Origin of the sequence: Actinosynnema sp. ALI-1.44, from assembly GCF_001984155.1 — a bacterium.
Classification (GTDB): Bacteria; Actinomycetota; Actinomycetes; order Mycobacteriales; family Pseudonocardiaceae; genus Kibdelosporangium.
The window spans coordinates 19,273-44,386 of record NZ_MTQO01000038.1 but is presented as its reverse complement, the minus strand read 5'-3'; the positions used below and the strand labels follow the sequence as shown (position 1 = coordinate 44,386).

Sequence of the window (25,114 nt, the reverse complement as noted above, 5' to 3'; positions counted from 1 at the left end):
GGAGGCTATCGCTCGTTCGGGCGCGCGGGCTTGGCGGGGTGTCGATCAAGACCCGCCGCGTCCGGGGACACGGCGGGTACCTGCGCTAACGTGTCGCGGCCGCTATCGAGCCGTACGTGGTCGTGCGCTGGCGTGCGGGGCGGCCTGCCAGGGTGGCCAACTCCTCCAACTGGCGAACCGTGCGCGCCGAGCCGTGCTCCGACCCGGCCATGCGGCTGATGGTCTCCTCCATCAGCGTGCCGCCGACGTCGTTCGCTCCGCCGCGCAGGATCTCGGCTGTCCCTTCCTCGCCGAGCTTCACCCATGAGCACTGGATGTTCGGAATGCGGCCGTGCAGGCCGAGTCGTGCCATCGCGTGCACTGCGCGGTTGTCGCGGCGTGACGGGCCTGAGCGGGCTACACCGGCCAGGTAGATCGGGGCGTTGCGGTGCACGAACGGCAGCGCCACGAACTCCGTGAACCCGCCTGTCTCGTCCTGCACGCGGGCCAGGGTGCGCAGGTGCGCCAGCCAGTGACCCGGGTGGTCGACGTGGCCGTACATCATCGTCGACGACGACCTGATCCCCAGCGAGTGCGCTGTCGACACGACCTCGATCCAGGTGGACGCGGGCAGCTTGCCCTTCGTCAGCACCCACCGCACGTCGTCGTCGAGGATCTCCGCCGCTGTGCCCGGGATGGTGTCCAGGCCTGCGTCACGCAGGTCCGTCAGCCATTCCCGGACGCTCACGCCCGCCTTCGACGCGGCGCTGACGATCTCCATCGGGCTGAAGGCGTGCACGTGCATGCCCGGCACGCGCTTCTTGATCGCCCGCACCAGGTCCGCGTAGTACGTGACCGGCAGCTTCGGGTCGATGCCGCCCTGCATGCACACCTCGGTCGCGCCGTCGTTCCACGCTTCCTCGGCGCGGTCCGCGGCTTCCTCCACCGACAGCCGGAACGCGTCCGCGTCGCGCTCACGCTGCGCGAAGGCGCAGAACCTGCAGCCGACGTAGCAGACGTTGGAGAAGTTGATGTTCCGGTTGACGACGTACGTGATGTCGTCGCCGACCGCCTCCTTGCGGGCCTCGTCGGCCAGGCGCACCAGAGTTTCCAGCGCTTCGCCGTCCGCGGTCATCAACGCCAGCGCGACGTCGGCGTTCTCCTGGTCGAGCAGGGCGCCGGGGTTCGCCTCCGCGAGCCTCAGGCCTTGCTTCACGTCGGCCGCGAGCCGTTCGGGCGCCTTGGGCAACTGCTTGCGCAGTTCCTCCCAGTCGCCGTAGACCGAGTCGAAGTCGCCGCGCCGGTCCCCGGTACGACCCGTGGTGTCGATCGTGGTGTTCAGATCCGCGCGGCCGACTGTCTCCAGGCCACCATCCGGTTCCTGCCACGGCAGACCGGCCGGTTTCACGTCCGCCGCCAGGCCGTTGGGCTTCGCCACGGCCGAGATGTGCTCCGCGATGCGGATGTCGGTCCACTGGCCGGGCGCGCCCTTGAGGAACCGCGGGTAGACGGGCAACCGCTCGTTCAGGTCGAACCCGGCCTGCGAGGTCTGCTCACGCAACGCGTCGAGCGCGGGCCACGGCCGTTCCGGGTTCACGTGGTCCGGCGTGACGGGCGAAACGCCGCCCCAGTCGTCGATGCCCGCCTTCAGCAGCAGCTGGAACTCGTCGCCGACCAGGTTCGGCGGCGCCTGGACGCTCACGCCGGGTGGCATCAGCAGCCTGCCGACGGCCACCGTCGCGGCCAGCTCGTGCAGGTCGGCGTCCGGCATGCCCCGCATCGCCGTGTCCGGCTTGGCGCGGAAGTTCTGGACGATGATCTCCTGGATGTGCCCGTACTGGCGGGCGATGCCGCGGATGGCGAGCAGCGACTCGGCGCGTTCGGTGAGCGTCTCGCCGATGCCGACCAGGATGCCGGTGGTGAACGGCACAGCGACCCGGCCCGCGTCTGTCAACACGCGCAGCCGGACCGCCGGTTCCTTGTCCGGGCTGCCATAGTGCGGGCCGCCCGGTTCACTCCACAGCCTGTGAGCCGTGGTTTCCAACATCATGCCCATACTGGCCGCGACCGGTCGCAACCGGGACAGCTCTTCCCAGGACAGCACTCCCGGGTTGAGGTGCGGCAGCAGACCGGTCTCCTCGAGCACCGCGATCGCCGACGCCCGCACGTAGTCCAAAGTGGAGTCGAAACCCCGCTCTTCCAGCCATTTCCGCGCCGCGGGCCATCGTTCTTCCGGGCGGTCGCCGAGCGTGAAGAGCGCTTCCTTGCACCCGGCGGCCGCGCCCTGCCGAGCGATTTCGAGAACTTCGTCACGCTCCAGGAAGGCCGCGGGCAACCGGTGCGGGACGGTCGCGAACGTGCAGTAGTGACAACGATCACGACAAAGTCGGGTGAGTGGAATGAAGACGCTGCCGCTGTAGGTGACGATCCCCTCGCGGCCTTCGGCCCGCAGGTGGGCGTCCCGCACCCGGGAGGCGGCGGCCATCAGCTCGTCCAGCTGATCGCCCCGAGCGTGCAGCAACACCGTGGCCTCGGTGAGGTCCAACGTGGAACCGTCGCTCGCCCTGCGCAACGCCCGCCGCATCGCCGCGTCGCTGGGACGAGGCTCAGGCGGGGTCATCATCAATTCGATTGCCACCGAATTAGCCTAGGCGCATTGAGTACAGTTGGAGCATGCGAAAGAGCGTGGTGAGCACCGTCACGATGTGGCCCCCTCCGGGCTACGTCAGCGTGCGCTGAATCCTTCGCACCCAGTACCCGGCCTGTGACCGGGTACAGCGGTTCGTCCCTCCGGTCGGCGGCCAAGCCACCAGGGAGAACGACAGTGAACTTCTACGTTGCCACATCCATCGCGTACGTCAACGCCGAACCACACATCGGGTACGCGCTGGAGCTCGTCCAGGCGGACGCGCTCGCCCGCAACCGCCGGTTACGCGGCGAACCAGTCAGGTTCCAGACCGGCACGGACGACAACGCGTTCAAGAACGCAACCGCCGCACGCGCGGCCGGTGTCGACGTCCGGTCATTCGTCCACGGCAACTCGGCGCGCTTCGCGGCGCTGCGTGAACCATTGGACCTGTCATACGACGACTTCGTCAGCACCAGCTCGGATGCCCGGCATCTCGCGGGCGTCGAACGCCTGTGGCGAGCCTCCGCCGAGCGTGGCGACTTCTACCGGAAGTCGTACACGGGGTACTACTGCGCGGGCTGCGAGGCGTTCGTGACCGAGCCGTACTGCCCGGAACACGGCACCAAGGCGGAGACCGTCACCGAGGAGAACTGGTTCTTCCGGTTGTCGAAGTACGCCGACCGGATCCTGCACGCCCTGGAGCACGAGATCCGCATCGAGCCCGAGGCACGCCGCAACGAGGTGCTGTCGTTCGTCCGATCCGGTTTGTCGGACATCAGCGTGTCCAGGCCCGCGGCCCGGTCGGGCGGCTGGGGCATCCCCGTGCCGGACGACCCGTCGCAGGTCATCTACGTGTGGTGGGACGCGTTGGCGAACTACGTGACAACGCTGGGTGACTCGTTCGACCAGTGGTGGCGCGACGCCGACCAGGTGCACGTGATCGGCAAGGGCATCATCCGGTTCCACGCGGTCTACTGGCCCGCGTTGCTGCTGTCGGCGGGGTTGCCGCTGCCCAAGACGATCTTCGTGCACGAGTACCTGACGTCGCACGGCGCCAAGATCTCCAAGAGCTCGGGGGTCCGGGTGTCCCCTGTGGACCTGATCGACAGGTACGGCGTGGACGCGGTGCGCTGGTGGCTGCTGCGCGAACCGGCGAAACTCGGCGACACGGACTTCACCGAGCAGCGGCTGGTCGACCGCGCGGACAGCGAACTGGCCAACGGCGTCGGCAACCTGTTCAACCGGGTCAGGGGCCTCTCCGGAGGATCCATCCCGGACGGCCCCACCATCGACCTTTCGTCCACAGTGGACACGGCACTGCGGGACTTCGACTTCCGGGCGGCGACGGGTGCGATCGTCGCGGCGGTAGACGACGCCAACCGTCTCATTGAGACGACGAAACCCTGGGAGCGCTCCGAGGCGGAGAGAAGCGGGATACTGAGCCAACTCGGCGGCGCCTGCCGGACGATCGCGCACGAGCTGTCAGCGTTCATCCCGTCCGGCGCGGCGCGATTGCTTGATGCGTCAAAGGCATTTCCGCGTCTGGCGGACAACGCGAAAACGCCGGTGTGAACACCGACGAAAGGGGCGGTGGTCACCAGTGACCACCGCCCGCTCAGCGCGTGCGTACGCCTCTCATGCCTGCCAAGGCGACTCCTGACTCAGGTTCCTCAGGTCCCTGGCGTGGCGGATGGCGGCGAGCTCGGCGAGCATCCGTTCCCGGGCCTCCGGATCGTGGGCGGCGTTGGACTTGCGCAGGTTGCGATCGAGCCGCGACTGCCGCAAGGGCGTCCACTTCGGCGCCAACGCCAACCGCGCGACGCGACGAGCGGCGCGATCGCGAGTACGCGTCAACGCATCCCGCTCATCGTCGGCCAGGCCGAACCGGGACAGGAAACGCTCCCGCAGTTCACGACCGATCCGGGCCAGCGTGCCCGTCCGCTGGTAACCACGGGCCCGGAGTTCGACGCCCAGCGCGAAATGCAGTGCGACAACGGACAGAACGGGACCGAAGACCACTCGTGCCGTGCCGAGAAAAGGCCCTGACAGGACAAGCGCGGCGTACGCGGACGCGCCACACAACGCCCACGCCAGCCAACGAGCGGGACCAGGCGTGCCACCGCGGCGACGAACACCCTCGAACATCGAGATACCGCACGCGACAAGGACGATTTCCATGCCCGCGAACATGGCGATCCGCTCGGGGATGTTGGTCACGCCGAGTTCGTCGCCGAAGAACCGCCAACTGGTGTCGACCGAGACAACCAGACCGACCAGTGCGCCAAGAAGGAAAACCCAAGTACTGAAACGCTTCTGCGGTTTGTCGGCCGGTGGCTCGCTCGGCACGGCTCGCGGCTTCTCCACGACGACCGGCACCTGCTCCGGCGAGTTCGCGATGGCGTCCAGTTCCGCGATGAGTTCCGGCGTCAGCGTGACCAGCTCACCCGTCGATCCGACACCGTTCTGCTTGCGCCATGCGCTGACCACACTGGAGAGGTGGGACCGGTCGGGCCGCACCTTGTACAACCCCAGCCACTCACGCACAGCGGCGGTGGTCGGCTGCGGAACCTGTTCACACGCATAGCGAATCTTGTCCGCCTGCGAGCGTAACGAGTCCAACGCGGCCTTGTGCTTCGGAGTCGGACGACTGTCCGCCTTCGCAGTCAAGAGCTGGCCTCCACTTCTTGTTCGCCAGGACGCGCACGCGCGACACCGGGGTGAACTCTCGTGGGTGGGCCCGGATGAACGCCACTGTCATGTCCTGCCCACAGCGCTGGGCAGCGTACTACAGCGACTGATCGGCGAAGGTGACCGTCACCGGCGCGTGGTCCGACCAGCGTTCGCCGTAGCTGGCGGCGCGTTCGACGACCGCAGTCGTGGCGCGGGCGGCGAGGCCTGGAGTGGCGATCTGCAGGTCGATGCGCCAGCCCGAGTCGTTGTCGAAGGCCTGACCGCGGTAGCTCCACCACGTGTACGGGCCGGGGCCTTCCGGGTGCAGGGCGCGGACGACGTCGACGTAGCCGACCTCGTCGAAGATGCGGGACAACCAGGCGCGTTCCTCCGGCAGGAACCCGGACGACTTCTGGTTTCCCTTCCAGTTCTTCAGGTCCGACTGCTGGTGCGCGATGTTCCAGTCCCCGGCGATCAGGACCTCCGAGCCGACCGCGGCGGCTTTGTCCCGAAGTTCGGCGAGGTACGGCAGGAACGCGTCCATGAAGCGTTCCTTCTCCAACTGCCGCTCGGTGCCCACGTCACCGCTGGGCACGTACACGCTGCCGACCACGACGCCGGGCAGCGCGACCTCGACGTACCGGCCGCTGTCCTCGAACTCCGGCGCACCGAAACCGATCCGCACCGACTCCGGCTCGACACGGCTGTAGACCGCCACACCCGCACGGCCTTTCACAGCCGCGGGCGCATGCGTTGCGAACCACCCGTCCGGGTTACGGACCTCGGCGGGCAACTGGTCCAGCGTGGCCCGGACTTCCTGGATGCACACGACGTCGGCGTCGGTGGCGTCGAGCCACTCGGAGAAGCCGTTGTCCTTGCGCGCGGCAGCCCGCAGGCCGTTCACGTTTATCGAAGAAAGGATCAACAGTGTTGGACTGCCTCGCTCCGCTCGGCTGACTCGGCCGCCAAAGCCGACCATTTCCACCCCGCCCCACGCGACCGGCATCTTCGCGGTGAGCCTACCGTCGACGTGGCTGGGGCGATGCCGGGCGTGTTGCGTGGCGTAAACGCCCGGCGCGGCCAAGTCAACAGTCGCGGCCCTGCAGTGGCTTGATGTAGTCGTTGGACACCCAGCGGTTCTCCGAGAGCTTGCGGAAGCCGTTCTGCACGAGCTTCTCCGCGTCCGCCTCGGCGTTGCGCTGGAACTTGCCGACGATCTGGGCCTTCGCGTCCGGCGCCTGCCGGACGTTGAGGATGTCGGCGGTCACCGCCACCCGGCACGCGCTCGAACTCGCCGCCGGGGCGTTGGCGTTGTTCGTGCCGCCCTGTCGCTGTTTGTCGCTGCCAAGCACGTACAAGATGACGACCCCGACCAGCACCGCGACCACGATCAGTGTCCGCTTCGGTGCCAACACGATCACCTCTCTCGCCCTGGCCCACAATTTCGTCACCATGAGACCACGTATAACGCAGCTCACAGCCAGGTAGAACCGCTGAGCCCGAGAACCACCCAAGTCAGCGATCAGCCACCCACGGTGATTATGCCTTGGCGAAACCCCCATGGACATGGGCCATGGGGGTTTCTCCGCGGGTGAACTTTCAGGCCATCTTCTTCTGGAGGTTCTCGTCCAGGGTGGCCAGGAACTCCTCGGTGGTCTGCCACGCCTGGTCAGGGCCGATGAGCAGGGCGAGGTCCTTGGTCATCTTGCCGCTCTCGACGGTCTCGACGACGACCTGCTCCAGCGCGTGCGCGAAGCCGGCCACCTCGGGGGTGCTGTCCTGCTTGGCCCGCGCGTCCAGGCCGCGGGTCCACGCGTAGATCGACGCGATCGGGTTGGTCGAGGTCGGCTTGCCTGCCTGGTGCTGGCGGTAGTGCCGGGTGACCGTGCCGTGCGCGGCCTCGGCCTCGACCTTGCCGTCCGGGGTCATCAGCACGGAGGTCATCAGGCCGAGCGAGCCGAACCCCTGCGCCACGGTGTCGGACTGCACGTCACCGTCGTAGTTCTTGCAGGCCCAGACGTAGCCGCCTTCCCACTTCAGCGCCGCGGCGACCATGTCGTCGATCAGCCGGTGCTCGTAGGTCAGGCCCTTGGCGTCGAAGTCCGCCTTGAACTCCGCGTCGAAGATCTCCTGGAACACGTCCTTGAACATGCCGTCGTAGGCCTTGAGGATCGTGTTCTTGGTCGACATGTAGACCGGGAACTCCCGGTCGAGGCCGTAGCGCAGCGAGGCGCGCGCGAAGTCCTCGATCGACTTGCGGAAGTTGAACATCCCCATGGCGACGCCGCCGCCCTCGGGGAAGTTGGCGACCTCGAACTCCATCGGCTCGGAGCCGTCTTCCGGCTTGTAGCTGATGGTCAGCGTGCCGGGGCCGGGCACCTTGAAGTTCTGCGCCTTGTACTGGTCGCCGTGTGCGTGACGGCCGATGATGATCGGCTTGGTCCAGCCGGGCACCAGCCGGGGGATGTTGGAGATGACGATCGGCTCGCGGAAGATCACGCCGCCGAGGATGTTGCGGATCGTGCCGTTGGGCGAGAGCCACATCTTCTTCAGGCCGAACTCCTCGACCCGCGCCTCGTCCGGCGTGATGGTCGCGCACTTGACGCCGACGCCGTGCCGGGCGATCGCGTTGGCCGCGTCCACCGTGACCTGGTCGTCGGTGGCGTCGCGGTGCTCGATGCCCAGGTCGTAGTAGTCCAGGTTGATGTCCAGGTACGGGTGGATCAGCTTGTCCTTGATGAACTGCCAGATGATGCGGGTCATCTCGTCGCCGTCGAGCTCGGCGATCGTCCCCTGGACCTTGATCTTGGCCATCTGCCTGGGTTCCTCTCCCGGGATGTTCTCGTCTTTGAGTCTGCACTTAACGGTACAAGCGTACTGGTAGCTTGTCGTGGCCGTGTCGCGGCCGTCACTTGGGCTGGATCGTATGCCGCCTGCGCACCACCGCGAGGATCACCGCACCGGCGAGGACAAGCAGGGTGGCCACGATCAACAAGCCACCGGCGTCGAACCCGGTCCGTGCCAGGTCATCGTCCTGCGGTGGCCGCGCGACGACCGCCGAACTGGTGCTCGTCGTGGACGTGGCGGTCGCTGGTGCAGAGGTTGACGAACTGGTGACCGTGGTCGTGGTCGTGGTCGTGGGCTGCGACGAGGACGTCGACCGTGGCTTGGCGCACGCGAACCAGTTGGTTATCGCGGTGGTCCCGTCGCCCGGAGCCCGGAGGTCCTTCCACGGCAACGTGCCGAGGTTGGGGTACTTGTTGTACGACGACGCGCCCTGAACCACCACGCCGAGCACCTGGTAACCACCGGGGATGGCGGTGATGTCCACCGACGTCTGCTGTCTGACCTCGGCCGTCACGTCGATGATCTCGCCGGGGATGGCGGCCGAACGGCACGTCTTCGGAGCGCCCGTCACTGTCGTCGCACGCGTGTCCGGAGGCAGCGGTGTCGCGGCCGCCGTGGCACCCGGCGCCAAACATAAGGTGACAGTGAGTATTGCCAGTACACGACGGGTGTGACGGTGCATGCGGGCGCTCCCAGGTGGTTCGAGGCCAAGATCATGCACACCCCGACACCCTGGCGCACCGGTCGGGTCGAGATCCCCAGCTCACGGCCGGAAAACCGCTATCCTGCGGTCCTTGGCGATCTTGAGGGGGACACCGGGATGGCAACTGGGCCGACGCATGCGATGAGTGGCTTACTGGCGTGGTCGGCGACCACGGCGCTGGCCACGAGTCACTCGATCGGGCAACTCAGCCCCAGGGCGTGGGTGGTCGGCGCGGTCCTCGCGTCGGGCGCGGCGCTGCTGCCGGACCTCGACCACCCGTCGTCGACGGTGTCGCGGACGTTCGGCTCGATCAGCCAGGGCTTCTCCAGCGGGATCAACGCCCTCAGCCACGGCGTCTACCGGCTGACCAGGACCAGACGTGACTCCAACCGCGACGGCGGCCACCGCGGCCTGACGCACACGCTCGTGTTCGCGGTGATCGCCGCGGTGATCACGACAGCGATCGTGCAGACCAGCCAGAAGTGGGCGCTGCCCGCGCTGATGTTCGTGTTCGCGGGCTTGGCCGTGCGCGGCATCCTGCACAAATGGCACCCACGCAAGGACGCGCTGGTGATCACGCTGACCTCGGCGGGTGTGACCGCGGTGTGCCTGCTGTGGACCGAGCAGACGTCGGCGAACGCGGCCGCCTGTGGTGTGGCGGTGGGGATCGGCTGCATCGCGCACTACATCGGCGACGCGATCACCGAGCAGGGCTGCCCGATGCTGTGGCCGATCCCGCTCGGCGGCAAGACCTGGTACCCGGTGGCGCCGCCGAAGATCCTGCGGATGCAGACCGGCGGCAAGGTGGAGATGACGCTGATCGGCCCGTTGATCACCGTGGCGTCGGTCTGGCTGTCGCTGGCGGCGTTGCAGCAGGCCGGAGCCATTCCTTCGTTGTGGGGTTTCACCTTCCTGCCTCGCTAGAATCCGTCGGTGAGCGTGTTCGACGAGATCGCGGCGGGGTATGACGACGACCTCTTCCACCAGGTCGTCGCGGAAAAACTGGTGAACGGGGTGGCGGACGCCCCGAAGCCGGACCTGGTGCTGGACGTGGCGACCGGAACGGGCGCGGCGGCCTTCGCGGCCCTGCAGCACCTGGGCGCCCGCTCAGTGGTCGCGATCGACTCGTCGCCGAGGATGATCGAACGCGCCAAGGCGAAAGCCGCCGTCCAGGACCCGTCGGGCAAGATCGACTGGCACGTCGGCCAGGCTGTGCCCGCGCCCGTGCAGGCGTCGAGCGCGGACCTGGTGGTGTGCGCGTCCTCGCTGCACTTCCTGGGCACGGCGGCGTTGAAGGACTGGTTGCGGGTGCTCCGCCCGGCGGGCAGGCTGGCGTTCAGCATGCCGTTCGGCGACACGTTCACCCCGTCGCCCGCGTTCGCGTCCTTAGTCGCGTCCGACATCCCACTGCCGTCGTCGGTCGACGACGCCGCCAGGATCGCGCTGGACGCCGGGTACTCGGACGTGGTCTCCCACAAACTCGAGGTGTCGTCACGCATCGTGTTCCTCGTGTACGCGACCTGCTGACCCCGTGCCAAGGTGGAAGATCCCGCAATTGGTCAGGACGCGGGCTTGAGTTCGATGGACAGACGCATGTCCAACGCCGCAGCGATCCGTTCGAGCACCGGCAGAGTGGGCACAGTGCCACCCGCCTCGAAACGAGCCATGGCGGACTGCGTCATCCCGGCGCGCTCGGCCAATTCAGTCTGTGACCAGCCACGCTGTTCCCGCAGCGCTCGCACTGCGGCTCCGAGCTCGAAAGCGATACGCGCAGCGTCGTAGGCGGGGTGAGCAGGATCGACCCCGAGCTCCTTGCGCAGTTCAGTCCACGCCTTCCGCTCGGTCACAGCTCCTCCTCGTCCACAGTGCGCTGCTCTTCCTGGCATTGTCGCATCGCTCGGTGAGCCCGCTCGACTTCGGCAGTCTCACGCATCTTCGTCTTGTGCCACGTCGTCAACAGGATGATCCGCCGCCCCGGCGCGATCCAGTAGCTGATCCGGGTCTGCCTTTCGTCCAGCCAGAACCGCAGCTCGCGTAGCTTGCCCTCCAGTTGACGGGTGTACGGCTCGCCAAGCAGCGGACCGCGTTCAGCCAGCAGATCGATATAGAACGCGACGTGGTTCACCGCAGCTTCGCCGAGCCCTCTGAGCCATTCGCAGATCTCCGGCTCCAGCTCGACGGTACCCCAATCCATAGCATCGATGCTATGGCTGATTCGGACGCGACGGGTCGCCCGGAAGAGGAAGCCACCCTAATGTGTCACGATTGCGGCCATGACGCGCAAGCTGCACCTCGCCGGTGAACCGGAAGCGGACGCCCTGCTGGCAAGGGACCCGCTCGCGTTGCTGATCGGCATGCTGCTCGACCAGCAGATCCCGATGGAGGTGGCCTTCAAGGGCCCGCAGAAGCTGGTCACCAAGATGGGCAAGCTCGACGTGCACGAGATCGCCGAATACGACCCGGACGCGTTCGCCACCCTCGCCACCACCCCGCCGGGAATCCACCGGTATGGCGGCGCGATGGCCAAGCGAGTGCAGGCGTTGTGCCAGTACATCGTCGAGACCTACGACGGCAAGGCCGATCGGATCTGGAAGCAGGGCAAGCCGGACGGCCCCGAGATCTTCAGGCGGCTCAAGGCTTTGCCCGGGTACGGCGAGCAGAAGGCCAAGATCTTCCTTGCGCTGCTTGGCAAGCAGTTCGCCCTGAAGGCCGAGGGCTGGCGGGAGGCCGCGGGCGCGTACGGCGAGGACGGCTCTCGGCGGTCCATCGCCGATGTCACCAGCGCCGAGACGCTGGCCGAGGTCCGTGCGTTCAAGAAGGCGACGAAGGCCGCCGCGAAGGCGAAATGAGCCGCGCCTGGTGACTACCCCTTGTGTCCGGTTTTACTCTGGTTGACCGGAGGTGAGAACCATGCAAGCGACGGTAGGTGACCAGCTTCTGGTCCACGGCAAGAACGTGGGCCTTGCCGACAGGCAAGGCGAGATCATCGAAGTACGCGGCGACAACGGGGCTCCGCCCTACCTCGTCCGGTTCGCGGACGGTCACGAGGCGCTGGTCTTCCCCGGCCCCGATTCCATTGTGCGGCCCGCGAACGGCGACTGAGCGCGGCAGGCGAAGACGAACACGCCGAGGGCCGCCGACGCGATCACGGCGGCCACCGGACCCAACGCCGCGAACGTGCCGATCGCCAGCAGGTGGTTCCGCACCGCCATCAGCAGGCGAGCTCGGCGAGTTCGTCGGCGAGTTCCCTGGTCGCGGCGGCGATCCCCGACCAGCGGCGGGACAGGTCGATGTCGAACTCGAGCGGCCTGCCACGCACGTCCAGCACGACACCACCCGCCGCGGGCAACGTCACCATGGCCGCGGCCAGGTCCATGATCCGGTGGGTGTCGGAGCCCGGGTCGACGAACGCGTCCATCGATCCCTCGGCGACCAGCGCCGTCTCCAGGCACGTCGTGGCCAGCACGCGGACGCGGTCCACCCGGCTCGCCACCCGCAGCCAGGCGTCGCGGCTGTTGTCCTTCGGCCGCAGCATGGAGATCGATGAGCCGTCCACTGTGGTACGCCCGGTTGTCCGATAGGGCGTTGCCTGCTCCGCCGCGGCCCACCACGCTCGACCGGTGTCCAGCCAGACCGTCAGCGCTTCGGTCGCCACACCGTCCCGGAAGACCGCGCCCGCGAAGCAGGACAGCGGGACACCCATCGCGGCGTTGGCCGAGCCGTCCATCGGGTCGATCACCAGTGTCACGGCCGAGCCGTGGTCGATGAACCCGGCTTCCTCGCTCAACAGGTTGACCTTGGCGGCGTCGATCACGTCGACGATCGCGGCCTCCACCAGCGCGTCGACCCGCATGGTCGGCGTGCCGTCCGCACCGGTCGCGACCTCCTCGGCCAACTCCACGCGCGGATACTCGGCCCGCGCGGCCCCGTACGCGACCGCGGCGGCCCGCGCGGCCTCGGCGAGCGGGGGGTAGATCCCTTCGGGCAGGCTGGGGACGGGCACCGGCCAACTGATCTTCGACATGAGTGCACGGTACGAGCGGGCCACGCGGCAGTCCAAGGGGAACAGCGATGGACTTGTGTTCGTTGCGTGACCGTAAGGAGGCGTTGTGCAACACACCGGGGATGGCCAGCACCTGCTGGTGGTCGACGACGAACCCGGGATCACCGAGCTGCTGTCCACCACCCTCGACCTGGCCGGTTACCGCGTGTCGGCGGTCTGCTCCGGCCAGGCCGCGCTGGCGGCTGTCGAGGCGGAACGACCCGACATGGTGATCCTGGACGTGATGCTGCCCGACATGGACGGTTTCACGGTGTGCCGCAAGCTGGCTGAGCGCGGGCACGCGCCGCCCGTGCTGTTCCTGACCGCGCGGGGGTCGATCGAGGACACGGTCACCGGCCTGCGGATCGGTGGCGACGACTACGTCACCAAGCCGTTCCACGTCCTCGAACTCCTCGCCCGGGTGCACGCGCTGCTGCGCAGGTCCGGCCGTGCGCCGGACGAGCAGGTGCTGCGCAGCGCCGACCTGGTGCTCGACGAGGCGAAGTTCCAGGCCATCCGCGGCGGCGAGGCGCTGGATCTCACTCCGACGGAGTACAAGCTGCTGCGGTACCTGATGGTCAACATGGGCCAGGTGATGACGAAGGAGCAGATCCTGCAGCACGTGTGGCAGCACGACTTCGGCGAGGGCGTGGTGGAGAAGCTGGTCTCCCGGCTGCGGCACAAGGTCGACGCCGGGCGGCTGCCGTTGATCCACACCGTCCGCGGCTTCGGCTACCGCATCGCCGAGAGCTGACACCCGGTGCCGCGTGGACATCCACGCCGTGGGATCCGCGCGGTCCGCGGCAAGCTGCTGCTCGGCTTGATCTCGTTGACCCTGCTCGGGATGGCGATCATCGACATCGCCGCGCTGTTCGTCGTCGACCTGTACGCGCTCAACCGGGTGGAACGCACGCTGGGCGAGGTGCAACGGGCGTTGCCGGTGCTCGGCAGCCGGCGGATCAACGTGGACGGCCTGACGCTCGAGCAGCAGCTGCCGGAAGGGTTCTTCGCGGCCATCCTGGCCGAGGACGGGCGTGTGCTCGTGGCGACGAAGCCGTACCTGCTGTCCGGCGACCCGATCACCGCGCCGCCGATCCCCGATCCGGTGCCGCCGCACTGGGCGCTCCGGCCGACCACAGTGTCCTCTTCGGACACCCGGTGGCGGGTGCAGGCGTTCGACATCGGCCCGAACGCGATGATCCAGCTGCACGGCAGGCCGGATCCGGTGCGGTTCAGGTCCGTGGTCGTCGCGGGCAGCCTCGGCCCAGGTGAGGACGCGGTCGCGCAGTTGCTGGTGTTCGAGCTGATCGCGACCGGCGCCGCGGTGGTCGCGGTGACCCTGTTCGGTGTGCACGTGCTCAACCGGTCGCTGAAAGAGCAACGTGACCTGGAAAGGGGCCTGCTGCAGTTCCTCGCGGCGGCGTCGCACGAACTGCGCACGCCGCTGACCACGATCCGTGGCTGGGCGGAGCTGCACCGGGTTTCCGGCAAACCCGAGCTGGCCGCCAAGGCGCTGAGCCGCATCGAGCAGGAGGCCAACCGGATGAACTCGCTGGTCGACCAACTGCTCGAGATAAGCCGCCTCGACCTGAACAGGGAGCTGGAGCGGGAGGAGGTCGACCTGCGCGGAATCGCCGCCGAGGTCGTCGCGGACACGTCGGTGATCGCGCCGAACCGGACGATCTCGCTCGACGCCCCCGCCGAGGTGATCGTCGAAGGCGACGAACGCCTGCTCCGGCACGTCGTGCTCAACCTGGTCGGCAACGCGCTGCAGCACACCCCGCAGGACACGCCGATCACCGTCAGCGTGCACGGCGACCGGTTGTCGGTCTCCGACGAGGGGCCGGGGATGTCGCCGGAGGTCGCCTCGCGGATCTTCGAACGCTTCTACCGCGCGGAGAAGCGGCAGTCCGACGGCGGCGCGGGGCTCGGGCTGGCGATCGTGCAACGCATCGTGCAGGCGCACGGCGGCGAGGTGCACGTGTCCACGGCGCCCGGGACGGGCACGACATTCACCGTGGTGCTGGGAGGCGTCAGCTCTTCGTCAGGAAAGTGACAGGGGGTAGTCAGGTTCGCACGGAAACGTCGATGGGGACGAGGCCAAGGAGTGCACCATGACTGAGACTCTGCCCGCGACCGACATCCCACGGTTGCCCGTTGACCGGGTCAATCCCCTCGATCCACCGGCCGAACTGCACGAACGCGGCCCGCTGAGCAGGTTGACGTTCGCCGACGGCACGATCGGCTGGCTGGTCACCACGCACAAGCTGGCCAGGGCGGTACTCGCCGACCAGCGCTTCAGTGTCAACCCCGAGAACCGCAAGTCACCGATCCGCGCCGAGGTGTCCAACGAACCGGCCAAGCCAGGGATGTTCCTGTCCCAGGACCCACCGGACCACACGCACTACCGGCGGCTGCTGACCGGCCAGTTCACCGTGCGCCGGATGAACCAGCTCGTCCCCCGCATCCAGGAAATCGCGGACGCCCACGCCAAGGCCATGCGCGAGCAGGGCCCGCCGGTGGACCTCGTGCAGGCGTACGCACTGCCGATCCCGTCGCTGGTGATCTGCGAGATCCTCGGTGTGCCGTACGCCGATCGGGTGCGGTTCCAGGAGAACACCCACAAGCTGGTCGACCTGACCAGGACGACGGAGGAGATCAAGGCGGCGATCGAGGACATCGAGAACTTCCTGCTCGACCTGGTCAGGACCAAGCGGCGCGCTCCGGGTGACGACATGCTCAGCGGCCTGGTCACCGACAGCGGGCTGAGCGACGAGGAAATCGCCAACATGGGGTTCCTGCTGCTCATCGCCGGCCACGAGACGACCGCGAACATGCTGGGACTCGGCACATTCACGTTGCTGACCCATCCGGACCAGTTGGCACTGCTGCGCGACGACCCCGGACTTGCCGAGAACGCGGTCGAGGAACTGCTGCGCTACCTGACGATCATCCACTTCGGAACGATACGGACCGCGGCCGAGGACCTGGAACTGGACGGGCAGCTGATCAAAGCAGGCGACCCGATCTCGATCTCACTGCCTGCCGCCAACCGCGACCCGATGCGGTTCGTCGACCCGGACCGGCTGGCGCTCAACGGAACCGCGACCGGCCACGTGGCGTTCGGGCACGGCATCCACCAGTGCCTCGGACAGCAACTGGCCCGCATCGAGATGCGCATCGGCTTCGCCACACTGCTGCGCGAGTTCCCGACCCTCCGGTTGGCGACCGCGCCGCAGGACGTGCGGTTGCGCGAGCAGATGGCGATCTTCGGCGTCCACGAACTCCCCGTGGCCTGGTGAAGGGAAGCGGATGACCGAAACACTTCCCGGCGCCCCGCTGATGCCCCAGCAGCGGACGACACCGCTCGACCCACCACCGGACCTCGCCGACCGCGGGCCGTTGAGCCGGATCACGTTCGCCGACGGCACAGTCGGCTGGCTGGTGACCACGCACAAGCTGACCCGCGCGGTGCTCGCGGACCCACGCTTCAGTTCCCGGGGCGAGCTGCGGAAATCACCGATCCGCGACAACATCACCAACGAACCGACCAAACCAGGCATGTTCATCGCCCAGGACGCACCGGAGCACACCCGCTACCGGCGACTGCTGACCGGCCAGTTCACCGTGCGCCGGATGAACCACCTGATCCCCCGAGTACAGGAGATCACGAACGACCACGCCGAAAGCATGCGCAGGCATGGCTCCCCAGCGGACCTGGTGCCGGAGTTCGCGCTGCCGATCCCCTCGCTGGTGATCTGCGAACTGCTGGGCGTCCCGTACGCCGACCGCGAGCGCTTCCAGCAAGACTCAAGCCGCTTGCTGTCGCTGACTGCCTCCCAGCAGGAGGTCAGGGCGGCCGTCGAGTCGATCGAGAACTACATGCTCGACCTGATCAGGATGAAACGAGCACAGCCGGACGACGCACTGATGTCCGGCCTGATAGCGGAAGAAACCCTGACCGACGAGGAAATGAGCAACATCGGTCTGCTGCTGCTCATCGCCGGACACGAGACAACCGCGAACATGTTGGCACTGGGCACATACACCCTGCTGACCAACCCGGACCAACTGACACTGCTGCGCAACGATCCCAGCCTGGTGGAGAACGCGGTCGAGGAACTGCTGCGCTACCTGACCATCGTCCACTTCGGAACAGCACGAACAGCGCTCGAGGACGTGGAACTGGACGGCCAGCTGATCAAGGCAGGCGAGCCGCTGGCGATCTCACTACCGGCGGCCAATCGCGACCCGATGCGATTCGTCGACCCGGACAAGCTGGCACTGAACGGAACCCCCAGCGGGCACGTGGCATTCGGACACGGTATCCACCAATGCCTGGGACAACAACTGGCCCGCATCGAAATGCGCATCGGCTTCACGACGCTGCTGCGCGAGTTCCCCAGGCTGCGACTCGCGATTGCACCGGAAGAAGTACCGATGCGTGACGACATGACGATCTACGGAGTTCACTCACTGCCAGTCGCCTGGTAACAGCACAGGAAGGCCTTCGGGGGTGTCTCCTGCCCCAGAGGTCTGCCGCCCGGCGAGAAAATCCTGAAAGAGAAACAGTCCCCCGCCCAAAAGCGAGGGACTGTCCTCCCAGTGCGAATCAGATCAAACCAAGACCCTTGACGGCATCCCGCTCCTCAGCGAGCTCAGCAACCGAAGCATCGATCCGGCCCCGCGAGAACTCGTCGATCTCCAAGCCCTGAACGATCTCGTACTTGCCACCGGTCGACGTGACCGGGAAAGAAGAAATGAGACCCTCAGGAACACCGTAGGACCCGTCGGAAACGACACCGGCCGAAGCCCACTGCCCCTCGGCAGTGCCGTTGACCCAGTCGTAGACGTGGTCGATCGCCGCGTTGGCGGCCGAAGCGGCCGACGAAGCGCCGCGCGCCTCGATGATCGCGGCGCCACGCTTGGCGACGGTCGGGATGAAGTCGTTCTCCAGCCAGGCCTGGTCGTTGACGGCCTCGGCGGCGCTCTTGCCGTTCACCTCGGCGTGCGCCAGGCTCGGGTACTGGGTCGCGGAGTGGTTGCCCCAGATGACCAGCTTGCGGATGTCGTTGACGGTCACGCCGAGCTTCGCGGCCAGCTGGCTGTAGGCGCGGTTCTGGTCGAGCCGGGTCATCGCGGTGAACCGGTCGGCGGGTACGTCCGGTGCGTGCTGCTGGGCGATGAGGGCGTTGGTGTTCGCCGGGTTGCCGACCACGAGGACGCGGATGTCGTCCGCGGCGTGGTTGTTGATGGCCTGTCCCTGCGGCTTGAAGATGCCACCGTTGGCCTCGAGCAGGTCACCGCGCTCCATGCCCTTGGTCCGCGGCCGGGCGCCGACCAGCAGGGCCACGTTGGCACCGTCGAAGGCGACGTTCGGGTCGTCGGAGATGTCGATGCCGGACAGCAGCGGGAACGCGCAGTCGTCCAGTTCCATCGCGGTGCCTTCGGCCGCCTTCAGCGCCGGGGTGATCTCCAGCAGCTTCAGCCTCACCGGGGTGTCCTGGCCGAGCAACTGGCCCGACGCGATGCGGAACAGCAGGGCGTAGCCGATCTGGCCGGCCGCGCCGGTGACGGTGACGTTGACGGGGGTGCGGGTCATTGCCTTCCGATCCACTCAAGCGTTCAGGTGGGGTCTCGGGCGCGACCAGCTACGAGAGTCACGGTCTCGGCGCCGGGACCTGCCCCGGCAGGCTATCAACCCCGCACTGCGTGGTCCCGGACCGGTGACAAAGCCCTCATGCTCGCCGGGACACGGATCTGCAGTACCGCGTTCGCCAGCAGGTAACCCGCGAGCGCACCGAAGGTGTTCGTCATCAGGTCGTCCACGTCGAAGATCCGGTACACGAACGGTGCGGTACCGAAGTTGCCGCTCAACTGGGTGATCTCGATCATCAGCGATGCCGCGAAGCCGATCACGACGGCCTGCCGCGCGGTCCGGCGCCACAGCGCGCGGGCGAAGAACCCCAGCGGCACGAACAACAGGACGTTCAGCAGCGCCTGCTTGACGGCCATAAAGTCACCGCCGACGGTGTCCAGCACCCACTGGAACGGCACCAGCTGGATCGTCTGCCGCAGCCTCGGCGTGTGCGGGCCGGGCAGTGGCAGGAAGACGACCGCGAGCGCCAGCACCGCGTAGAGCGTCACCACTCCGCTCACCGCCGGGCGGCCCCGGCCCCTGAGCGCCAGCAGGACGACGGGCCAGATCGCGGCGAACCCGATCAGTCCGAAGTGGATGGCGGTGAGCTGCGACGTGGTCATGGTGACGACGTTATGGATTTCCCGCCGCCGTGACTTCGGTCGAAGAGCCCGGCCTGATCGGCCACCTGGCCGAGACGGCCGATCGGCCGTTCAGCCGCTCAGTTGAGCGGACCGCCGATGATCGACGCCGAGATGTACAGGATCATCAGGCCGATCCCGCCGTAGAGCAGGATGTCCACGCGTCGTTTGCGCACCGCCAGCAGACCGGCCTTGCTGTCCGGCAGCAGCAGCCGAAGCGCGGCGGCGACGAGCAGGGCACCGCCGACCAGCGAGGTGCCCTTGCGCCAGTGGTACAGCAGGACCAGCACCAGGCCGATCACGACGATGGACAGGACGACCGCGAACGGCCACTGGTCGCGGAGCTTGGACTTCGGCGACACGACGGTCACGCCTGCGCCTCGGCGGCCTCGACCACGTTCGTCAGCAGCATCGCCCTGGTCATCGGGCCGATCCCGCCGGGGTTGGGCGACAGGAAACCCGCGACCTCGCGCACGTCGGGGTGGACGTCACCGGCCATTCCGGACTCGGTCCGGCTGACGCCGACGTCCAGCACCGCCGCCCCGGGCTTGACCATCTCCGGGGTGATCAGGTGCGGCACGCCCGCACCGGCGACCACGATGTCCGCACGCCGGACCTCACTGGCCAGGTCTTTGGTTCCGGTGTGGCACAACGTGACCGTGGCGTTCTCCGAACGACGGGTGAGCAGCAGGCCCAGCGGGCGGCCGACGGTGACACCACGCCCGACGACCGTGATGTTCTGGCCCGCGATCGGCACCTGGTAGCGGTTGAGCAGCTCGACGATCCCGCGCGGGGTGCACGGCAGCGGCGCGGGCTCCATCAGCACGAGCCTGCCGAGGTTGGCCGGGTGCAGGCCGTCGGCGTCCTTGGCCGGGTCGACGCGCTCGAGCAGCCTGCCCGTGTCCAGGTGCTTGGGGACGGGCAACTGGACGATGTAGCCGGTGCACGCCGGGTCGGCGTTCAGCTCGTCCAGCACGGCCTCGGCGTCTTCCTGCGAGATGTCCGCGGGGAGGTCCTTGCGGATCGAGGTGATCCCGACCTTGGCGCAGTCCGAGTGCTTGCCGCGCACGTACAGCGCCGAGCCGGGGTCGTCACCGATCAGGACCGTGCCCAGGCCGGGCGCGATGCCCTTGGCCCGCAGTGCGGCCACTCGCACCTTGAGGTCCTCGTAGATCGCGTCTCGGGTTGCCTTGCCATCCAGGATCGTCGCGCTCACGTGGTCATCCTCTCAGAGACCGTCCTGAGTGGTAGCGCGGCCACAACCGCGGCGAACAGCGTGATGACGACGCCGAGCACCTCCGTGAACGACAGCTGCGCACCGCGGGCGGGTACGAGGATGTCCAGCACCAGCGCGCCGAGCAGTTGCCCGGAGACCAGGCAGAGGCTGAGCACCAGCACGCCGACTGCACGCACGGCGGCCGCCGAGATCCCGACCACGACGATCCCGAACGCACCGCCGGCGTAAAGCCACCATTCACCGGGGAACTCGACCGGCCAGCCGCGCAGGATCACGTCGCCGACGGCGAAGATCAGCAGCGTGGTCGACGCGGCGGCGAAGTTGACCGTCGCGGCGACCACCGGGTTGCCCGCTGCGTCCTTGACCTGGCCGTTGACCGCGCTCTGCCAGGCCATCCCGAACCCGGCGATCGCGGGCAGCACGAACAGCGCCACGCTCTGCGGCCGGACGAACTGCTCCTGGACGGCGAGGGTGACCGCGCCGACGGCCAGTGCCGCGCCGAGCACCCGCCACCTCGTGATCGGCTGCGGACCGCCGGGGCCGAGCCCGGCGCGGTCGACGAACAGCCCGCTCACCAGCTGCCCGCTGATCGTCGCGACCGTGAACACGGCCACGCCGAGCGCGGTGATCGTCAGGCCCTGGGTGACGATGAAGTACGCCCCGACACACCCGCCGAGGCACTCCCACCACCGCAGATCCCGCTTGCGCAGCGCCGCGGCCACCCGGCCCGCGCTGCGACGGCCTGCGGGCGCGCACACCACCGAAGTGACAAGTGCGACAAAACCGAAGGCTGTGGAGATCAGGCCGCCGATGACCCCATCGTGCAACCGGGCGCCCAGCTGGCCGTTGATCCGACCCTGGGACGCGAGCAAAACCCCAGCAATGACCGCCACCAGACCGTAGGGCCATCGCTTCATGAGGCGACGGGCTCCGCCACGGGTGCGGGAGCCGGGATGCGCATGGCCAGTACGGCACCCAGCGCGACGAAGACGACCGCGCCGGCCGCCGCGAACGCCGGGCCGCCGTGGTCGAGCAACAGACCGGAGGTGGGCAGCGCGATGGCGAAGCCCGCGGTGGACGCGGACGACAGCCAGCCGTACGCCTCGGTCCGGCGTTCGGACGGGGCCAGTTCGCCGAGGATGGCGTTCGACGCCGCCGCGGCGGGCGCGATCGCGGCACCGCCGAGCAGCAGCACCAGCCCGATCAGCCAGGGCGAGGCCGGGTCGAACACCGGGGGTAGGACGGGCACCAGCGCGGCCACGCCCACCAGGTTGAGCATCACCCGCCTGGTCAGCCGGGGCCTGCCGGTCAGCCCGCCCGCGATCAGACCGCCGATCCCGGACCCGATCGCCCAGACCGCGCCGAGCACACCGGCCAGGATCGGGATGTCGACGTTGCGCGCCCACGCCACGATCGTCATGTCGACCATCAGCAGGGCGGCGACCAGGAAGAACGACAGCGCCAGCGACGCGACGACACCAGGCACGCCGAACAACCCGACCTTCCGCGACTTGGCCTGGTCACTGGTGCCGACGGGCTTCGTCTGCCCCGCCCTGGACAACGCGCGGGCGAACGCCGCAGCACCGAGCAGGGCCAGCGCACCGGAGATGACCAACGACACTTCCGGGTTGACCGCGGCGACCAACGCGGCAGCCAGCAACGGGCCGACGACGAACATCAGCTCGGTCAGCGTCGCGTCGACGGTGTACACCGACTGCAGCGCCGCGCCGGAGAGCATCCGGGGCCAGACCGCTCGGCTGACCGGGACGACCGGCGGGTTGAACAGGCCGACGACGAACGCGGCCACCGCCATCAGCGGCCAGGCCGAGCCGGGTAACCAGAGCGGGACGAGCGCCAGCAGCATCAGTCCGACGCCGTAACTGACACCCGTGATCAGCAGCAGTCCGACTGGACCCCGGCGGTCCGCCGCGCGGCCGCGGACCGGACCGGCCACCCCGTTGCCCGTCAGCAGTGCGGCACCGATCACACCCGCGATCGCGTACGACCCCGTCCACCCGGCGATCAGGAACGACATCGCCAGCGGCGTGCCCGTCATGTGCAACCTGCCGATCGACGCCCAGACCAGCAAGCTGGGCACTTTGGGGACGGCGGCGAGGTCGCGGTACGGCTGCAGCACCCGACCACTGTCTCAGGGGGCACCGACAATCCACGACCGATTACTCTCAAGGTGGTCACGGGGCCGGGTTGGGTACATGGCGAATGCCGCGTGTGCCGAACGTGGTCGCAAAAGGGAGGATGGCGACGTGACGCAACCGACCCAGCTGGATCCGACCGAGCAGGACACCCTGGTCAAGCAGATCGGCTTGGCATTGCTGCGGGCGGCGCCGCCCGAATGGCAGCAGGTCGTCGTGCACTACCGGGCGGTCGGCCGCTACAACGAGATGACGGCCGAGCTGACTTGCGAGAACGAGGACCCGAGGGCGTGGACGGTGTCGCCGGACATGGCGGCGTTGTTCGCGCGGCTGCGCGCGGGCATGTACCGCGACGGCCGCGGGACCTGGTTCAACGCGCGCTACCAGCTGGACCGACCGTCGAGCTACAACCTCGAGTACGACCGCGACGAGCCGCAGTGGGACAACCCGCCGCCGCCCCCGGCGTACCCCGATGAGCTGCAGATGTTCCCCCGTGAGGACGAGAACATCCCGGAGTGGCTGGCCAGGCGTCTCGCCGCGCCGCCTCCGCCCCCACCGCCGCCGATGGCGCCGCAGCCGCCCACCCCTCCGGGTGGTTTCGAACGGCCGCGGTTCCGGGTGGCGAGGACCTTCGACGGGATGGGCCCGCAGGGCCGTCCGATCGTCAACCGCCCACCGGTCGACGAGCTGGACACCGAAGCGATGCTGGCCTACCTGGAAGAGGCCGAGTTCGCGATGCCGGGCCGCGGCTACGACGTCGACCGGCTCGACCCCGAGGGCCGCAACTCGGTGCCGATCGCGTTCCACACGGACGGCACGTGGATCTGGCCCGCGTCGGTGAACTACTACTTGCGCACCTACGGCGTGAGCCCCGAGCCGGACCTGGTCGCGCACATCCGCAGGCAGGGTTTCGAGCTGCCGGTGGTGGACGAGCCGACGGTCGCGGAAGCGGCCGCGTTCGTCAACCGGGGTGCCCCGCCACCGCCTCCGGGACGTCCGGTGGCACCGCCACCCCCGCCGCCGATGCCCGCGGCCGCGCCCGCGCCGCCGCCTGTTCCCGCGGTGCCCGCGCCACCTCAGCCGGGACCCGCGCTGACCCAGGTCAGGGCCAAGTTCGCGGATCTGGGTGTACCGGAGTCGGCGTACCGGATCGGCCCGCCGGTCGAGCGGACCTGGACGCTGGAGCGGGTGGACGAGGGCTGGCGGGTCGGCTGGTTCGAACGGGACCAGTACGTCGCGCCGTCGGACTTCGACGACGTGGCGGACGCCACAGCGTTCCTGCTCGGCAAGGTGTTGCTGGACGGGCCACGGCCCGCGCTGCCGGAACCGCCGCCGGTCGCCACGGCGCCGCCCCCACAACCGCCTCCGCCGTCACCAGCGCCTCCCGTGCTGGAGAACGACGACCTGGACCGGACGCTCCTGTCGTTGCCACCGCTGTCCGACTTGGAGGACACGGACGCACGTGAGCCTGTGTCCGTGCCCAGCGCACCCGCGCCGGAGGTCGGCAACTCGACGGCGTTGCTGCCCGCACCGAACCGGAACAACGGTGGTGGCGGTGGGGTCAACACGGCTGGCAGCGCGGCATCCGAGCCCCGCGCGCAGGACTGGCCGATCCAGCCGCTGTACGGCGAACCACCGCTGACGCTGTTCCGCGGCAAGCGGATGATCGAGCTGCACCCCGGCACCGAGATCGACCGGTTCGGCGAGGGCGACGGCAACCTGACGTACGCCGTCGGCACGCCGTTCCCGCTGCGGTCGCTCGTACCGGACTGGGTGAACCGGGACTACCGCGTCTACCGCGTGCAGCAGCCGTTCGAGGCGCTGACCGGGGTGGCCATCCCGTGGTTCGAGCAGCCGGGTGGCGGCACGGCGTTCCTGCTGCCGCACGCGGTCGAGGACCTGATCGAGGACGGCTACCTCGTCGAGGTCCCCGGCAGGGAACGCCCACCGCTCGCCTGACACCGCTGTTGTTGGCAACCAATGTGGCCTTCGTTGCGCGAAACGCAACGAAGGCCACATTGGTTGCACGGGTCGAGGGTTGCACGGGTCGAGGCTCAGGGGACGACCACGACCGGTCGTTTCGCGCCCTTGACGAGCATCTTCGGCACGGAGCCGACCAGGCCGCCGCCGTGCCGCGACCGGCCGACCACGATGCAGTCGGCACGCCGCTCCTCGGCGATGGCTTCCAGGCCGTGCGCCGGATCACCCCGGTGGTGCACGAGCTCCCACGCGATCCCGGCGTGGTCGAGGTACGCCGCGGCCTCCTGGCGGATCTCGTCGACGAACGCCGACGCGGCCTCGGTGGCACCGGCCATGCCCATCGCCGTCCAGTACGCCGGGCTGGCGATCGGTTCGACGTAGACCAGGACGAGCCGCGCCCGTTCCCGGCGGGCGAGACCACCGGCCCACGCGGCGGCGTGCAGAGATGGTGGGCTGCCGTCGACGCCCACGATGATCACGGTCAAGCCGTCCTTACCGATCTCGAAATCGGCCGCGCCCTCGGACACACCGGGATCGTAAGGGACTATCCGGTGATCTGGCTGTCCGGCGTGCGCAACTTCGCCCCTCCGGCGGG

The 25,114-nt window shown here is 68.4% G+C and carries 26 protein-coding genes; 10 read left to right on the top strand and 16 right to left on the bottom strand.

The genetic code is table 11. From position 1 onward, the window contains the following. Positions 1-85: 85 nt before the first annotated feature. The gene (locus tag ALI144C_RS11890) at positions 86-2,602 is read right to left on the bottom strand and encodes a bifunctional FO biosynthesis protein CofGH (RefSeq protein WP_076987137.1); all 2,517 of its coding nucleotides are present in this window, start codon (positions 2,600-2,602) and stop codon (positions 86-88) included. A gap of 201 nt (positions 2,603-2,803) precedes the next feature. Here ALI144C_RS11890 and ALI144C_RS11885 point away from each other — a divergent pair, with 201 nt between their 5' ends. Continuing rightward, complete coding sequence (locus ALI144C_RS11885; protein ID WP_076987136.1) at positions 2,804-4,180, top strand: methionine--tRNA ligase; 1,377 nt, start codon at positions 2,804-2,806, stop codon at positions 4,178-4,180. A 63-nt stretch (positions 4,181-4,243) separates the two neighbouring features. Here ALI144C_RS11885 and ALI144C_RS11880 read toward each other — a convergent pair whose 3' ends face one another. The 5 genes from ALI144C_RS11880 to ALI144C_RS11860 all read right to left on the bottom strand — a co-directional run bounded on the left by ALI144C_RS11880 (position 4,244) and on the right by ALI144C_RS11860 (position 8,696). Continuing rightward, entirely contained in the window at positions 4,244-5,275 is a 1,032-nt protein-coding gene (locus tag ALI144C_RS11880) for a hypothetical protein (protein WP_076987135.1), read from the bottom strand. Between the two features lie 118 nt (positions 5,276-5,393). Beyond that, the gene (locus ALI144C_RS11875) at positions 5,394-6,257 is read right to left on the bottom strand and encodes an exodeoxyribonuclease III (RefSeq protein ID WP_143230611.1); all 864 of its coding nucleotides are present in this window, start codon (positions 6,255-6,257) and stop codon (positions 5,394-5,396) included. Positions 6,258-6,363: 106 nt separating this feature from the next. Further along, entirely contained in the window at positions 6,364-6,732 is a 369-nt protein-coding gene (locus ALI144C_RS11870) for an SH3 domain-containing protein (RefSeq protein ID WP_076987134.1), read from the bottom strand. A gap of 145 nt (positions 6,733-6,877) precedes the next feature. Continuing rightward, complete coding sequence (locus ALI144C_RS11865; protein ID WP_076987133.1) at positions 6,878-8,092, bottom strand: NADP-dependent isocitrate dehydrogenase; 1,215 nt, start codon at positions 8,090-8,092, stop codon at positions 6,878-6,880. 94 nt (positions 8,093-8,186) lie between these two features. After that, positions 8,187-8,696 carry a hypothetical protein gene (locus ALI144C_RS11860; protein WP_168211232.1) on the bottom strand — a complete coding sequence of 170 codons (510 nt, stop codon included), beginning with the start codon at positions 8,694-8,696 and terminating at the stop codon, positions 8,187-8,189. 249 nt (positions 8,697-8,945) lie between these two features. Between ALI144C_RS11860 and ALI144C_RS11855 the strand changes: the two genes are divergently transcribed. Together ALI144C_RS11855 and ALI144C_RS11850 are read left to right on the top strand one after the other, a co-directional pair. Next, positions 8,946-9,752: a metal-dependent hydrolase gene (locus tag ALI144C_RS11855; RefSeq protein ID WP_076987306.1), complete on the top strand. Its 807-nt coding sequence runs from the start codon at positions 8,946-8,948 to the stop codon at positions 9,750-9,752. 9 nt (positions 9,753-9,761) lie between these two features. Beyond that, a complete protein-coding gene (locus tag ALI144C_RS11850; protein WP_076987131.1) occupies positions 9,762-10,355 on the top strand; it encodes a class I SAM-dependent methyltransferase in 594 nt (197 codons plus the stop codon). 32 nt (positions 10,356-10,387) lie between these two features. Here ALI144C_RS11850 and ALI144C_RS11845 read toward each other — a convergent pair whose 3' ends face one another. Then, complete coding sequence (locus ALI144C_RS11845) at positions 10,388-10,675, bottom strand: helix-turn-helix domain-containing protein (protein WP_076987130.1); 288 nt, start codon at positions 10,673-10,675, stop codon at positions 10,388-10,390. Next, entirely contained in the window at positions 10,672-11,022 is a 351-nt protein-coding gene (locus tag ALI144C_RS11840) for a type II toxin-antitoxin system RelE/ParE family toxin (RefSeq protein ID WP_076987129.1), read from the bottom strand. Before ALI144C_RS11840 ends, ALI144C_RS11845 begins: the two co-directional genes overlap by 4 nt. Before the next feature lie 79 nt (positions 11,023-11,101). Here ALI144C_RS11840 and ALI144C_RS11835 point away from each other — a divergent pair, with 79 nt between their 5' ends. Together ALI144C_RS11835 and ALI144C_RS11830 are read left to right on the top strand one after the other, a co-directional pair. Continuing rightward, on the top strand, positions 11,102-11,677 hold the full coding sequence (locus ALI144C_RS11835) for an HhH-GPD-type base excision DNA repair protein (RefSeq protein WP_076987128.1): 576 nt from the start codon (positions 11,102-11,104) through the stop codon (positions 11,675-11,677). A gap of 61 nt (positions 11,678-11,738) precedes the next feature. Then, positions 11,739-11,930 carry a DUF1918 domain-containing protein gene (locus tag ALI144C_RS11830; protein WP_076987127.1) on the top strand — a complete coding sequence of 64 codons (192 nt, stop codon included), beginning with the start codon at positions 11,739-11,741 and terminating at the stop codon, positions 11,928-11,930. Between the two features lie 109 nt (positions 11,931-12,039). Here ALI144C_RS11830 and ALI144C_RS11825 read toward each other — a convergent pair whose 3' ends face one another. Continuing rightward, positions 12,040-12,852, bottom strand: a complete 813-nt coding sequence (locus ALI144C_RS11825; RefSeq protein ID WP_076987305.1) for an inositol monophosphatase family protein — start codon at positions 12,850-12,852, stop codon at positions 12,040-12,042. Positions 12,853-12,937: 85 nt separating this feature from the next. On the opposite strand from ALI144C_RS11825, the gene ALI144C_RS11820 reads away from it, so the two are divergent. The 4 genes from ALI144C_RS11820 to ALI144C_RS11805 are packed head-to-tail and all read left to right on the top strand — an operon-like array spanning position 12,938 to position 17,364. Continuing rightward, complete coding sequence (locus ALI144C_RS11820) at positions 12,938-13,624, top strand: response regulator transcription factor (protein WP_076987126.1); 687 nt, start codon at positions 12,938-12,940, stop codon at positions 13,622-13,624. A 6-nt stretch (positions 13,625-13,630) separates the two neighbouring features. After that, positions 13,631-14,926 carry a sensor histidine kinase gene (locus tag ALI144C_RS11815; protein ID WP_076987125.1) on the top strand — a complete coding sequence of 432 codons (1,296 nt, stop codon included), beginning with the start codon at positions 13,631-13,633 and terminating at the stop codon, positions 14,924-14,926. Positions 14,927-14,984: 58 nt separating this feature from the next. Next, positions 14,985-16,172, top strand: coding sequence for a cytochrome P450 (locus tag ALI144C_RS11810; protein ID WP_076987124.1), 1,188 nt, complete (start codon positions 14,985-14,987; stop codon positions 16,170-16,172). 10 nt (positions 16,173-16,182) lie between these two features. Further along, on the top strand, positions 16,183-17,364 hold the full coding sequence (locus tag ALI144C_RS11805; protein ID WP_076987123.1) for a cytochrome P450: 1,182 nt from the start codon (positions 16,183-16,185) through the stop codon (positions 17,362-17,364). 118 nt (positions 17,365-17,482) lie between these two features. Here ALI144C_RS11805 and ALI144C_RS11800 read toward each other — a convergent pair whose 3' ends face one another. The 6 genes from ALI144C_RS11800 to ALI144C_RS11775 form a co-directional block, all read right to left on the bottom strand. Next, positions 17,483-18,472 carry a malate dehydrogenase gene (locus ALI144C_RS11800; RefSeq protein ID WP_076987122.1) on the bottom strand — a complete coding sequence of 330 codons (990 nt, stop codon included), beginning with the start codon at positions 18,470-18,472 and terminating at the stop codon, positions 17,483-17,485. A gap of 95 nt (positions 18,473-18,567) precedes the next feature. Further along, positions 18,568-19,131 (bottom strand): VanZ family protein, encoded by a 564-nt coding sequence (locus tag ALI144C_RS11795; RefSeq protein ID WP_076987121.1) that lies wholly within the window; start codon positions 19,129-19,131, stop codon positions 18,568-18,570. 98 nt (positions 19,132-19,229) lie between these two features. Next, positions 19,230-19,520: a DUF3017 domain-containing protein gene (locus ALI144C_RS11790; RefSeq protein ID WP_076987120.1), complete on the bottom strand. Its 291-nt coding sequence runs from the start codon at positions 19,518-19,520 to the stop codon at positions 19,230-19,232. Further along, a complete protein-coding gene (locus ALI144C_RS11785) occupies positions 19,517-20,365 on the bottom strand; it encodes a bifunctional methylenetetrahydrofolate dehydrogenase/methenyltetrahydrofolate cyclohydrolase (RefSeq protein ID WP_076987119.1) in 849 nt (282 codons plus the stop codon). The genes ALI144C_RS11790 and ALI144C_RS11785 overlap by 4 nt, the downstream gene beginning before the upstream one ends. Beyond that, positions 20,362-21,303, bottom strand: coding sequence for a DMT family transporter (locus ALI144C_RS11780; RefSeq protein ID WP_076987118.1), 942 nt, complete (start codon positions 21,301-21,303; stop codon positions 20,362-20,364). Before ALI144C_RS11780 ends, ALI144C_RS11785 begins: the two co-directional genes overlap by 4 nt. Continuing rightward, positions 21,300-22,523, bottom strand: a complete 1,224-nt coding sequence (locus tag ALI144C_RS11775) for an MFS transporter (protein WP_076987117.1) — start codon at positions 22,521-22,523, stop codon at positions 21,300-21,302. The genes ALI144C_RS11780 and ALI144C_RS11775 overlap by 4 nt, the downstream gene beginning before the upstream one ends. A gap of 127 nt (positions 22,524-22,650) precedes the next feature. Here ALI144C_RS11775 and ALI144C_RS11770 point away from each other — a divergent pair, with 127 nt between their 5' ends. Beyond that, on the top strand, positions 22,651-24,498 hold the full coding sequence (locus ALI144C_RS11770; RefSeq protein ID WP_076987116.1) for a TNT domain-containing protein: 1,848 nt from the start codon (positions 22,651-22,653) through the stop codon (positions 24,496-24,498). Positions 24,499-24,593: 95 nt separating this feature from the next. Here ALI144C_RS11770 and ALI144C_RS11765 read toward each other — a convergent pair whose 3' ends face one another. Further along, a complete protein-coding gene (locus tag ALI144C_RS11765; protein ID WP_237774105.1) occupies positions 24,594-25,046 on the bottom strand; it encodes a universal stress protein in 453 nt (150 codons plus the stop codon). Between the last annotated feature and the right edge of the window lie 68 nt (positions 25,047-25,114).

Coding starts and splice junctions, on each gene's coding strand:
- ALI144C_RS11890 (WP_076987137.1), bottom strand. CDS start 2,602: ATGATGACCCCGCCTGAGCCTCGTCCCAGCGACGCGGCGATGCGGCGG.
- ALI144C_RS11875 (WP_143230611.1), bottom strand. CDS start 6,257: ATGGTCGGCTTTGGCGGCCGAGTCAGCCGAGCGGAGCGAGGCAGTCCA.
- ALI144C_RS11870 (WP_076987134.1), bottom strand. CDS start 6,732: ATGGTGACGAAATTGTGGGCCAGGGCGAGAGAGGTGATCGTGTTGGCA.
- ALI144C_RS11865 (WP_076987133.1), bottom strand. CDS start 8,092: ATGGCCAAGATCAAGGTCCAGGGGACGATCGCCGAGCTCGACGGCGAC.
- ALI144C_RS11855 (WP_076987306.1), top strand. CDS start 8,946: ATGGCAACTGGGCCGACGCATGCGATGAGTGGCTTACTGGCGTGGTCG.
- ALI144C_RS11840 (WP_076987129.1), bottom strand. CDS start 11,022: ATGGATTGGGGTACCGTCGAGCTGGAGCCGGAGATCTGCGAATGGCTC.
- ALI144C_RS11835 (WP_076987128.1), top strand. CDS start 11,102: ATGACGCGCAAGCTGCACCTCGCCGGTGAACCGGAAGCGGACGCCCTG.
- ALI144C_RS11830 (WP_076987127.1), top strand. CDS start 11,739: ATGCAAGCGACGGTAGGTGACCAGCTTCTGGTCCACGGCAAGAACGTG.
- ALI144C_RS11825 (WP_076987305.1), bottom strand. CDS start 12,852: ATGTCGAAGATCAGTTGGCCGGTGCCCGTCCCCAGCCTGCCCGAAGGG.
- ALI144C_RS11810 (WP_076987124.1), top strand. CDS start 14,985: ATGACTGAGACTCTGCCCGCGACCGACATCCCACGGTTGCCCGTTGAC.
- ALI144C_RS11805 (WP_076987123.1), top strand. CDS start 16,183: ATGACCGAAACACTTCCCGGCGCCCCGCTGATGCCCCAGCAGCGGACG.
- ALI144C_RS11800 (WP_076987122.1), bottom strand. CDS start 18,472: ATGACCCGCACCCCCGTCAACGTCACCGTCACCGGCGCGGCCGGCCAG.
- ALI144C_RS11795 (WP_076987121.1), bottom strand. CDS start 19,131: ATGACCACGTCGCAGCTCACCGCCATCCACTTCGGACTGATCGGGTTC.
- ALI144C_RS11780 (WP_076987118.1), bottom strand. CDS start 21,303: ATGAAGCGATGGCCCTACGGTCTGGTGGCGGTCATTGCTGGGGTTTTG.